Origin of the sequence: Dickeya aquatica (genome assembly GCF_900095885.1) — a bacterium.
Lineage (GTDB): Bacteria > Pseudomonadota > Gammaproteobacteria > Enterobacterales > Enterobacteriaceae > Dickeya > Dickeya aquatica.
Genome location: NZ_LT615367.1, coordinates 2,394,420 through 2,407,003, shown reverse-complemented (window position 1 = coordinate 2,407,003; position 12,584 = coordinate 2,394,420). Strand labels below are relative to the sequence as shown.

The 12,584-nt window shown below is 71.3% G+C and carries 2 protein-coding genes; one reads left to right on the top strand and one right to left on the bottom strand.

Annotation, left to right across the window (positions count from 1 at the left end; all coding sequences use genetic code 11):
• Positions 1-24: 24 nt before the first annotated feature.
• Positions 25-12,303, top strand: coding sequence for a two-partner secretion domain-containing protein (locus DAQ1742_RS10775; protein ID WP_331886446.1), 12,279 nt, complete (start codon positions 25-27; stop codon positions 12,301-12,303).
• On the opposite strand, the gene DAQ1742_RS10770 is transcribed toward DAQ1742_RS10775, so the two are convergent.
• A complete protein-coding gene (locus DAQ1742_RS10770) occupies positions 12,258-12,581 on the bottom strand; it encodes a hypothetical protein (RefSeq protein ID WP_180706092.1) in 324 nt (107 codons plus the stop codon). The two genes, DAQ1742_RS10775 and DAQ1742_RS10770, sit on opposite strands and share 46 nt — an antisense overlap.
• Positions 12,582-12,584: the final 3 nt, after the last annotated feature.

Sequence of the window (12,584 nt, the reverse complement as noted above, 5' to 3'; positions counted from 1 at the left end):
GAACAGACAGACACGGGTGAGGCGATGAATCAGGGGTCAGGGACGAAGACGGTGGCGGTGTGGCAGCGGGCGCTGGTGTGGGCGCTGGTGTGGCTGACGGGGATGCAGCCGGTACTGGGCGCGCGGGCGGCCGGGGTGACGGTGGCCGCGGGGGCGACGACGGTGGAGGCGGCGGGCAACGGGGTGCCGGTGGTGAACATCGCCGCGCCGGATGCCACGGGGCTGTCGCACAACCGCTACCAGTCGTTCAGCGTGGACGGCCGCGGGCTCATCCTGAACAACGGCACGGCGTCGCTGACGGCGACACAGCTGGGCGGGCTTATCCAGAACAACCCGAATCTGGTGGCGGGAGGCCGGTCGGCGGGGGCGATACTCAACGAGGTGGTGTCGCCGGCCCGCAGCGAGCTGGCGGGGTATCTGGAGGTGGCGGGGCCGGCGGCGTCGGTGGTGGTGGCGAACCCGTACGGCATCACCTGCAACGGCTGCGGGTTTATCAACACGCCGCGCATCACGCTGACGACGGGGGTGCCGCAGCTGAATGCCTCGGGCGGTCTGGCGGGGCTGGATGTGCGCGGCGGCGACATTCTGGTGACGGGCGCGGGGCTGGATGCGAGCCGGAGCGACTATTTTGCGCTGATAGCGCACACGGCCAGCCTGCAGGCGGGGTTGAATGCCGGTGGCGAGGCCCAGGTGGTGCTGGGGACGAACCGGGTCGGGGCGGACGGCGAGGTGAGCGCGCAGGCGTCACCGGCGGGCGGGCCGGCGCTGGCGCTGGACACGGGGGCGCTGGGGGGCATGTACGCGGGGCGCATCAGTCTGGTGTCGACGGGTCAGGGCGTGGGGGTGAACACGTCGGGGCTGGGGGCGCGGCAGGGTGACATCACGCTGACGGCGGACGGGCATCTTCAGGTCGGGACGGCGGTGGCGCAGGGGGCGCTGACGGCACAGGGCCGGACGCTGACACTGACGGGGCAGCAGCAGGCGGAGGGCGATATCCGGCTGCGGGGCGGGCAGGGCGTGGCGCTGACGACGAGCGGGGTGCGCGCGGGCGGCGGGCTGACGGTGGAGAGCGGCGGTGCGGTGACGGCGACGGCGGCGCAACTGAGTGCGGGTGTGACGGCGGCCGGAGAGGTGCAGCCGGGTTACGGGGTGACGCTGTCGGGGACGGCGCTGAGTCTGGGGCAGAGCCGGCTGAGCGGCGACCGGTTATCGCTGCGGGCGGCTGACGGGGTGAGTCAGGCGTCGGGCGGGGCGTGGCGGGCGCAGAGCGGGCTGACGGTGAGCGGCGGGGCGCTGGTGCTGGACGGGGAGGCGGGGGCGCAGACGCTGGACCTGAGCGGGGAGACGCTGGGGGGCCGGGGTCGCTGGCAGTCGGCGGGGTCGCTGACGGCGCAGGGCTTTACGCACGCGGGCTGGGACGGCGAGCTGCTGGCAGGCGGGCCACTGACGATGACGGCGCAGTCGCTGGAGAACCGGGGCACGCTGGCGGGGGGCGAGCTGAGGCTGACGACGCCGGCGCTGACCAACCGGGGGACGGTGAGCGGCCGGCAGGTGACGGTGCAGGCGGGCCGGCTGCAAAATGGCGGCACGCTGGCGGCGGATACGTCACTGACGGTGACGGCGGACGGCGTGGAGAACGGCGGTCAGCTGCTGGCGGGGGGCGCGCTGACGGTGAGCGGCGGGGCGGTCTCGAACCGGGGCACGGTGTCGGGCGGGACGGTGACGGTCAGCGGGTCGTCGCTGGAGAGCCAGGGGATGGTGCAGGGCCGCGAGCAGGTGCAACTGACGGCGACGGGGGCGCTGAATCAGGGCGCATCGGGCCGCCTGAGCAGCGGCGGGCTGTTGCAGGTATCGGGCGGGTCGCTGTCGGACGCCGGGACGACGCAGGCGCGGCGGATGGCGCTGACGACGGGCGTGTGGCAGCACAGCGGCAGCCTGAGCGTGACGCAGGACGGGCAGCTGTCGGCAGTGTCGCTGGCCAACGACGGCACTGTCGCCGCGGGCGGGCCGCTGTCGCTGACCGGCGACTATCAGGGGTCGGGCAGTCTGTACAGTGACGGGGCGCTGTCGCTGACCGGCAACACACAGATTGGTGCGGGTGGCCGCTGGCAGGCAAACGGCCTGACGGTCACGGGCGGCACGCTGGCGAATGCCGGGCAGGTGAATGCGGCCGGGGCACTGACGCTGACACTGACGGACGGGCTGACCAACAGCGGCACGCTGGCGGGCGGCACCACCGCGGTGCAGGCCGGGTGGCTGGACAACCGCGGGCTGCTGAGCGGCCGCGACGGGCTGACGGTCACGCTGCCGTCGGGCACGTCTCTTCTTTCCTTGTTGTCATCCTCTCCCTCTTCTTCTGCGGCGGCACCGGGCGCGCTGCGTAACAGCGGGCGGCTGGAGGGTCAGCGGCTGGCGGTCAATGCGGCTTCGCTGTCCGGTGGCGGCACGCTGCTGGGGGTGGATGCGCTGACGCTGGCCATCACTGGGGCGGCGAACAACGGTGCAGGCGGTCAGTGGCTGAGTGGCGGGGCGCTGGGCGTCACTGCTGCCACGCTGGACAACGCCGGTGAGGTGCAGGGCGACACGCTGGCGCTGCGGGCCGGGCGGGTAACGAACCTGGGCCGCCTGCTCGGCCTGAGCGGGCTGACGCTGGAGGCGACCTCGCTGGAGACGGGTCATGACAGCCAGTTGCTGAGCGCCGGGGCGGCGGTACTGCGGGCCTCAGGTATTAGCAGTGACGGGGTGTGGCAGGCGGGTCGCCTGCTTATCCGTGGCGGCGAGATGCACAACGCCGGGCAGCTGGAGAGCGACGGCGGGCTGGACATCACGCTGACCGGCGGCCTGAACAACCGCGGGGCCCTGCGCGCCAACGGCGCGGCACAGTGGCAGGCCGCGACACTGGCCAACAGCGGCGAGGTGTCGGTGCGCGGGGCGCTGACGGCACAGGCGCTGTCGCTGGCCAACGACGGCACTGTCGCCGCGGGCGGGCCGCTGTTGCTGACGGGCGACTATCAGGGGTCGGGCAGCCTGTACAGTGACGGGGTGCTGTCGCTGACCGGCAACACCGCCATCGGTGCGGGTGGCCGCTGGCAGGCAAACGGCCTGACGGTCACGGGCGGCACGCTGGCGAATGCCGGGCAGGTGAATGCGGCCGGGGCGCTGACGCTGACACTGGCGGACGGGCTGACCAACGGCGGCACGCTGGCGGGCGGTACCACCGCGGTGCAGGCCGGGTGGCTGGACAACCGCGGGCTGCTGAGCGGCCGCGACGGGCTGACGGTCAGCCTCTCTGCGGCCGATCCCGCTTCTGATCATGCCGCGTTGTCGGCTGCTGAGGCGTCATCAATTGCTAATGTACCATCTTCGACGCGTCCCGCGGGCGATCGCCCGGCGGGGCTCAACACAAACACCGGCACGGCGGGCAGCCTGAGTAACACCGGGCGGCTGGAAGGGCAACGGCTGGCGGTGAAGGCGGCCTCGCTGAACGGCCGCGGCACGCTGCTGGGGGTGGATGCGCTGACGCTGGCCATCACCGGGGCGGCAGTTAACGGCACGGGCGGGCAGTGGCTGAGTGGCGGGGCATTGGGCGTCACCGCCGCCACGCTGGAGAACGCCGGTGAGGTGCAGGGCGACACGCTGACGCTCTCGGCCGTTGACCTGACCAGCCGTGGCCGACTGCTTGGCCTGAACGGGCTGACGCTGGAGGCCACCACCCTGACCACCGGGCACGACAGCCAGTTGCTGAGTGCGGGCACGGCGTGGCTTCGCGCCGCCAGCCTGACCAGTGACGGGGTGTGGCAGGCGGGTCGCCTGAGCCTCACCGGCGGCGAGATGCACAACGCCGGCCAACTGGAGAGTGACGGCGGGCTGGACATCACGCTGACCGGCGGCCTGAACAACCGCGGGGCCCTGCGCGCCAACGGCGCTGCGCAGTGGCAGGCCGCGACCCTGAGCAATACCGGCGAGGTGTCGGTGCGCGGGGCGCTGACGGCACAGGCGCTGTCGCTGGCCAACGACGGCACTGTCGCCGCGGGCGGGCCGCTGTCGCTGACCGGCGACTATCAGGGAGCGGGCAGTCTCTACAGTGACGCGGCGCTGTCGCTGACCGGCAACACCACTATCGGGGCCGGGGGCCGCTGGCAGGCGGACAGCCTGACGCTGACCGGCGACACCCTCATCAATGCCGGGCAGGTCAACGCGGCGGGGGCACTGACGCTGACATTGGCGGACGGGCTGACCAACAGCGGCACGCTGGCAGGTGGTACCACAGAGGTGCAGGCCGGGTGGCTGGACAACCGCGGGCTGCTGAGCGGCCGCGACGGGCTGACGGTCAGCCTCTCTGCGGCCGATCCCGCTTCTGATCATGCCGCGTTGTCGGCTGCTGAGGCGTCATCAATTGCTAATGCGCCATCTTCGACGCGTCCCGCGGGCGATCGCCCGGCGGGGCTCAACACAAACACCGGCACGGCGGGCAGCCTGAGTAACAGCGGGCGGCTGGAAGGGCAGCAGCTGGCGGTGAAGGCGGCCTCGCTGAGCGGCCGCGGCACGCTGCTGGGGGTGGATGCGCTGACGCTGGCCATCACCGGGGCGGCAGTTAACGGCACGGGCGGGCAGTGGCTGAGTGGCGGGGCATTGGGCGTCACCGCCGCCACGCTGGAGAACGCCGGTGAGGTGCAGGGCGACACGCTGACGCTCTCGGCCGTTGACCTGACCAGCCGTGGCCGACTGCTTGGCCTGAACGGGCTGACGCTGGAGGCCACCACCCTGACCACCGGGCGCGACAGCCAGCTGCTGAGTGCGGGCACGGCGCTGCTTCGCACCGCCAGCCTGACCAGTGACGGGGTGTGGCAGGCGGGTCGCCTGCTTATCCGTGGCGGCGAGATGCACAACGCCGGGCAGCTGGAGAGCGACGACGCGCTGGATATCACGCTGACCGGGAGCCTCGGCAACCGCGGGGCACTGCGCGCCAACGGCGCGGCGCAGTGGCAGGCGGCCACCCTTGCCAACAGCGGTGAGGTGTCGGTACGCGGGGCGCTGACGGCGCAGGCGCTGTCGTTCACTAACGACGGTACAGTGGCTGCCGGCGGGCCACTGTCGCTGACCGGCGACTATCAGGGCGCGGGCCGTCTGTACAGTGACGCGGCGCTGTCGCTGACCGGCAACACCACTATCGGGGCCGGGGGCCGCTGGCAGGCGGACAGCCTGACGGTGAAGGGCGGCAGTCTGACCAGCGCCGGGCAGGTCAACGCGGCCGGGGCACTGACGCTGACACTGACGGACGGGCTGACCAACAGCGGCACGCTGGCAGGTGGTACCACAGAGGTGCAGGCCGGGTGGCTGGACAACCGCGGGCTGCTGAGCGGCCGCGACGGGCTGACGGTCAGCCTCTCTGCGGCCGATCCCGCTTCTGATCATGCCGCGTTGTCGGCTGCTGAGGCGTCATCAATTGCTAATGCGCCATCTTCGACGCGTCCCGCGGGCGATCGCCCGGCGGGGCTCAACACAAACACCGGCACGGCGGGCAGCCTGAGTAACAGCGGGCGGCTGGAAGGGCAGCAGCTGGCGGTGAAGGCGGCCTCGCTGAGCGGCCGCGGCACGCTGCTGGGGGTGGATGCGCTGACGCTGGCCATCACCGGGGCGGCAGTTAACGGCACGGGCGGGCAGTGGCTGAGCCGCGGTGCGCTGGATGTTTCGGCGGCGAGGCTGGATAACGGCGGCGAGATGCAGGGCGACACGCTGGCGCTGCGGGCCGGGCAGATAACGAACCTGGGCCGCCTGCTCGGGCTGAACGGGCTGACGCTGGAGGCCACCACCCTGACCACCGGGCGCGACAGCCAGTTGCTGAGTGCGGGCACGGCGCTGCTGCGTGCCGCCAGCCTGACCAGTGACGGGGTGTGGCAGGCGGGTCGCCTGCTGATTCATGGCGGCGAGATGCACAACGCCGGCCAACTGGAGAGTGACGGCGCGCTGGATATTACGCTGACCGGGGGCCTTGGCAACCGCGGGGCCCTGCGCGCCAACGGCGCGGCGCAGTGGCAGGCCGCGACCCTGGCCAACAGCGGCGAGGTGTCGGTACGCGGGACGCTGACGGCGCAGGCGCTGTCGTTCAGCAACGACGGCACACTGGCCGCCGGCGGGCCACTGTCGCTGACCGGCGACTATCAGGGCGCAGGCCTGCTGACCAGTGACGCGTCGCTGTCGCTCACCGGCAACACACAGATTGGTGCGGGTGGCCGCTGGCAGGCAAACGGCCTGACGGTCACGGGCGGCACGCTGGCGAATGCCGGGCAGGTGAATGCGGCCGGGGCACTGACGCTGACACTGACGGACGGGCTGACCAACAGCGGCACGCTGGCGGGCGGCACCACCGCGGTGCAGGCCGGGTGGCTGGACAACCGCGGGCTGCTGAGCGGCCGCGACGGGCTGACGGTCAGCCTGCCGTTGACTGACACCGCTTCTGTTAATACTCATACCGCGTTGTTGGCCGCTGAGGCGTCATCAATTGCTAATGCGCCATCTTCGACGCGTCCCGCGGGCGATCGCCCGGCCGGGCTCAACACAAACACCGGCACGGCGGGCAGCCTGAGTAACACCGGGCGGCTGGAAGGGCAGCGGCTGGCGGTGAAGGCGGCCTCGCTGAACGGCCGCGGCACACTGCTGGGGGTGGACGCGCTGACGCTGGCCATTACCGGGGCGGCGGCGAACGACGCAGGCGGTCAGTGGCTGAGTGGCGGGGCGCTGGGCGTTTCGGCGGCGACGCTGGATAACGGCGGCGAGATGCAGGGCGACACGCTGGCGCTGCGGGCCGGGCGGGTAACGAACCTGGGCCGCCTGCTCGGCCTGAACGGGCTGACGCTGGACGCTTCCACCCTGACCACCGGGCACGACAGCCAGCTGCTGAGTGCGGGCACGGCGTGGCTTCGCGCCGCCAGCCTGACCAGTGACGGGGTGTGGCAGGCGGGTCGCCTGCTTATCCGTGGCGGCGAGATGCACAACGCCGGGCAGCTGGAGAGTGACGGCGGGCTGGACATCACGCTGACCGGCGGCCTGAGCAACCGCGGCGCGCTGCGCGCCAACGGCGCGGCGCAGTGGCAGGCCGCGACCCTGGCCAACAGCGGCGAGGTGTCGGTGCGCGGGGCGCTGACGGCGCAGGCGCTGTCGCTGGCCAACGACGGCACTGTCGCCGCGGGCGGGCCGCTGTCGCTGACCGGCGACTATCAGGGAGCGGGCAGTCTGTACAGTGACGGGGCGCTGTCGCTCACCGGCAACACCGCCATCGGTGCGGGTGGCCGCTGGCAGGCAAACGGCCTGACGGTCACGGGCGGCACGCTGGCGAATGCCGGGCAGGTCAACGCGGCCGGGGCACTGACGCTGACACTGACGGACGCGCTGACCAACAGCGACACGCTGGCGGGCGGCACCACCGCGGTGCAGGCCGGGTGGCTGGACAACCGCGGGCTGCTGAGCGGCCGCGACGGGCTGACGGTCAGCCTCTCTGCGGCCGATCCCGCGTCTGGTCATGCCGCGTTGTCGGCTGCTGAGGCGTCATCAATTGCTAATGCGCCATCTTCGACGCGTCCCGCGGGCGATCGCCCGGCGGGGCTCAACACAAACACCGGCACGGCGGGCAGCCTGAGTAACAGCGGGCGGCTGGAAGGGCAGCGGCTGGCGGTGAAGGCGGCTTCGCTGAACGGCCGCGGCACGCTGCTGGGGGTGGACGCGCTGACGCTGGCCATTACCGGGGCGGCGGCGAACGACGCAGGCGGGCAGTGGCTGAGCCGCGGTGCGCTGGATGTTTCGGCGGCGAGGCTGGATAACGGCGGCGAGATGCAGGGCGACACGCTGGCGCTGCGGGCCGGGCAGATAACGAACCTGGGCCGTCTGCTGGGCCTGAGCGGGCTGACGCTGGAGGCCACCACCCTGACCACCGGGCACGACAGCCAACTGCTGAGTGCGGGCACGGCGCTGCTGCGTGCCGCCAGCCTGACCAGTGACGGGGTGTGGCAGGCGGGTCGCCTGAGCCTTACCGGCGGGCAACTGAGCAACGCCGGGCAGCTGGAGAGTGACGGCGCGCTGGACATCACGCTGACCGGCGAGGCGAATGGCGGTGGTGTGCTGGTCAACACCGGCACGGTGGTGGCGCGCGGCGACGGGCAGTTCCGGGTCAGCCGGCTGGACAACGCCGGGGCGCTGGCCGCGGGCACGCTGACGCTCGGGGCCGGGCAGGTGAACAACACCGGTCGCCTGCTGGCGGACGGGGCGATGACGGTCACGGCCGGGCAACTGACGAATGACGGCCGGCTGGAGAGCGGCGCGCTGACGGTGACCGGCGAGCGGCTGGTGAACCGGGGAAGCCTGCTGGCCGACCAGGGCGGCGGGCTGCTCCTGAGCGGGGCGCTGGAAACCGGGGCGGCGAGTCAGTGGCTCAGCAACGGCGACTGGCAGGTGCAGGCCGGCACGGTGGTGCATCAGGGGATGTGGCAGGGCAACCGCCTGACGCTGGGGGCACAGCAGATGGACAACCGCGGGGTGCTGCGCGGGGTGAACGCCGTGTCGCTGACGCTGGCACAGGGCTACCGGGGCGAGGCGGGCAGCGAGGTGCTGAGCAACGGCCGGGTGTCGCTGGAAACCGGCACGCTGTGGCAGCAGGGGGACATCGGTGGCGGGCAGCTGTGGCTGACGGCGGACACGCTCAGCAACGGCGGGCGGCTGGTGGGGCTGTCGCAGCTGGACATCCGCAGCCGGGGGCAACTGGACAATGGCGGCAGCGTGCTGGGGAACGGCGCGGTGAACGTGTACGCGGCGGGGCTGGACAACAGCGGCGTGCTGCAGGGCGACACGCTGACGCTGCAGGGCGGGCGCGTCATCAACCGGGGGCGGCTACAGGGCAGCGCGGCGCTGACCCTGAGCGGGCTGTCGCGCTATGACGGCACGGCGGGTAGCCAGCTGCTGAGCGGCGGCACGGCGACGCTGTCGGCGGGGGACGCGGTGAATGACGGGGTGTGGCAGGCGCAGTCACTGTCGCTGGATGCCGGCACGCTGACCAACCGCGGCACCGTGTCGGGGCTGGAGCGCCTGCGTCTCGGGGTGAGGCAACTGACCAACGCCGGGCAGGTGCAGGGCGGCGCACAGACCACGCTGACCGGGGCGGTCTTTGAGAACAGCGGCACGCTGCTGGCGCAGGGCGGGCTGACGGCGGACTACCGCGAGCGGGTGAGCAACGGCGCGGGCGGGCGGCTGCTGAGCGGCGGCGGCGGGACGCTGACGACCGGGACGCTGGACAACCGCGGGCTGTGGCAGTCGTCACAACTGGGGCTGACGGCCGGGTCGCTGGTGAACGGCGGCACGCTGCTGGGGGTGAACGGGGCGACGCTGACGCTGGGCGGCGACTACACGGGGCTGGCGGGCAGCGAGCTGCTGAGCAACGGGGCGCTGGGGCTGTCGGCCTCCGGGGTGGACAACGCCGGTCAGGTGCAGGGGCAGACGGTAACGCTGCGTGCGGGACGGCTGCGCAATCAGGGCGGGCTGACGGGCACCGGCCAGCTGACGACGACGCTGGACGGGGCGCTGGAGAACCTGTCGGGGGCGGTGATACGCGGCGGGGCGGTGACGCTGGACGCCGGGACGGTGTGGAATGCCGGGCGGCTGGAAGGGCAGCGCGAGCTGGGGGTATTCAGCCGGGGGGCGGTGAGCAACCCGGGCGAGCTGGTGAGCGGCGGCACGCTGTCGCTGTCGGGTTCGCAGCTGGCCAACACCGGCTGGCTGCAGGGGCCGGCGGTGTCGCTGTCGGTGGGGCAACTGGAGAACAGCGGCACGCTGCAGGCGGGGCAGTCGCTGACGCTGCACCTGCCGCAGTGGACGAATACCGGACGGGTGCAGGCCGACCGGCTGACGGTGATAACCGACGGGGTGCTGGAGAACCGGGGCACGCTGCTGGGGCTGACGCAGCTGGCGTTGCAGGCGGCGGCCCTCAACAACACCGCCACGGGGCGGCTGTACAGTGCGGGCGGGCTGCAGCTGAGTACCGGTTCGCTGGCGCAGGACGGGCAGCTGGTGGCGCTGGGCGACCTGCGGGCGGACATCGGCAACCCGCTGATGTTCACGCGCACGCTGGCGGCGGGCGGGCAGCTGACGCTGAACGTGGCGGGCGACCTGGTGCAGGCGGGCACGTTACAGGGTAATGGCGTGACGGTGACGAGCACCGGCAGGCTGACGCAGCAGGGGCGCATTGTGGCGGGCGGGGGTGAGAGCCGGCTGACGGCGGCGTCGCTGGTGCAGGAGGAGACGGGCACGATACAGGCGGGCGGGCCGCTGAGTCTGGTCTCGGGCAGTGACCTGGTGAACCGGGGCTTTATCGGCACGGCGGGCGACCTGCTGCTGCGGGCGGCGGGGCGGATAGAGAACGGCAGCCTGCTGTATGGCGGGGGCAACGTGCTGCTGCTGTCAGACGCGCTGGTGAACCGGTTGGGTAACATTCTGGCGGGCAACAGCCTGTGGATACAGCGTGACGAGGCGGGGAACGCCAGCGGCAGCGTGCTGAACAGCTCGGGGACGATAGAGACGCAGCGCGGGGATATCACGGTGCGCACCGGCACGCTGACCAACCAGCGCGAGGGGCTGACGGTAACGGAGAGCGGCAGCACAGCGGCGGAGATACCCTCATGGGCGGGCGGGACTACGGCGGATATACACGCTGATTCTTTTAAACCAGGAGAGGTCGTAGAATCTGTAGTTAAAGATGATTATTGCCATACAGTAGGCGGCCATGATGACGGCCGTGATGTTTGTAGCACTCGTACCTTTATTCAAAAAAAATTATCTGTTAGCGCAGTTACTCAGTTTGTTGCTGTTGATCAAAAGAGCATTACCGTCAGTGCAACCGGAGGCGTTGCACAGCTAAATTCGGCAGGCCACATCAATATCGCCGCTGATGTGCTGAATAACAACGCTTCGGCCATCACCGGCCGGGGTGATGTGTTCTTGACCGGAGGACAGCTTAACAACCAGTCATTCCAGGCAGGGGTATCAGGAACAAAACTGAAGTATGTCTATCAGGATCGTTTAGGCGATGATGTCTTTAGGTTCAAATTGGTCGGCGAACCCATCACCGAATTTACCCCCGGCCAGTCCTATACCGCCACCATTCAGGCGGGCGGTTCAATTAACGCCAGTTTCTCACAAAATATCAGCAACACCAGCCTGCAACCGGGCAGTGGCGGGTTTATGCCGTCCCTGTCTGCGCCGTCGCTGGGCGGCGTGGCGGCGCTGAGTACCGAAACGGCCCAGTCTGACCGGGGGCTGTCGGGTGCGGCGGGCGGCATCAGTACGACCGCCGTGGGCGGGGCAGGCAGCGTGGCGCTGGCGGGCAGCGGTGCCGGGCTGAACACCGGTTACAGCGCGGTGGCGCGCAGCGGCGGGCTGCCGGGCAGCAGCAGTGCCCTGCCGGGGCAGACAGCGGTCGGCCTGAGCAGCGTGCCGGATGGCGGCGCACGCCCGGTGACGGGGGCGACGGTGAGCCTGCCGGGGGCGGTGACAACCGGCGGCCTGAGCGGCGTGCCGGATGGCGGCACGCGCCCGGTGACGGGGGCGGCGGTAAGCCTGCCGGGGTCGGTGACAACCGGCGGCCTGAGCGGCGTGCCGGATGGCGGCACGCGCCCGGTGACGGGGGCGGCGGTGAGCCTGCCGGGGTCGGTGACAACCGGTGGCCTGAGCGGCGTGCCGGATGGCGGTACGCGCCCGGTGACGGGGGCGGCGGTGAGCCTGCCGGGGTCGGTGACAACCGGTGGCCTGAGCGGCGTGGCGGCTGACGGTACGCGCCCGGTGACGGGGGCGGCGGTTTCCCCGCTGGCGGGGCTGAGCGCCGGGCAGGCGCAGCAGGCCCTCACCCAGGCGCTGGCCCCGGTATCCGGCCCGGCGCTGACCGACTACCCGCTGCCGGCCTCGCAGAACGGCCTGTTTGTGGCGGACACCGCCCGCGACAGCCGTTACCTGATACGCAGCAACCCGCTGCTGGAGCAGCTCGGCCAGGTGGACAACCGGCTGTTTGCCGACCTGCAGGGGCTGCTGGGGCAGACACCGGCCACCACGGTGCCGGTGGAGACGAATCCGCAACTGACCGACCGCACGCAGATACTGGGGTCAGCCTACCTGCTGGGCAAGCTGAACCTGGATGCGGAGCACGACTACCGTTTTCTCGGCGATGCGGCGTTTGACACGCGCTACATCAGCAATGCGGTATTGAGCCAGACCGGGCAGCGCTACCTGGGGGGCTCGGCTCGGAGCTGGCGCAGATGCAGTGGCTGATGGACAACGCGGCGGCGGCGAAAACGGCGCTGAACCTGCAACTGGGGGTGAGCCTGAGCCCGGCGCAGGTGGCGGGGCTGAGCCACAGCATCCTGTGGTGGGAGTCGGTCAGCGTGGGCGGGCAGACGGTGCTGGCCCCGAAACTCTATCTGGCGCAGGCGGATAAAAGCAACCTGCAGGGCAGCCGCATCGTGGCGAACCGCGTCAGCCTGACGGCGGGCGGCGACATCGACAACCGGGGCAGCACGATGCAGGGCGGCGAACAGCTGGCGCTGCACGGC

What these genes read in the sequence shown, in the direction of transcription:
- DAQ1742_RS10775 (WP_331886446.1), top strand. Translation starts at nt 25, where the DNA reads ATGAATCAGGGGTCAGGGACGAAGACGGTGGCGGTGTGGCAGCGGGCG.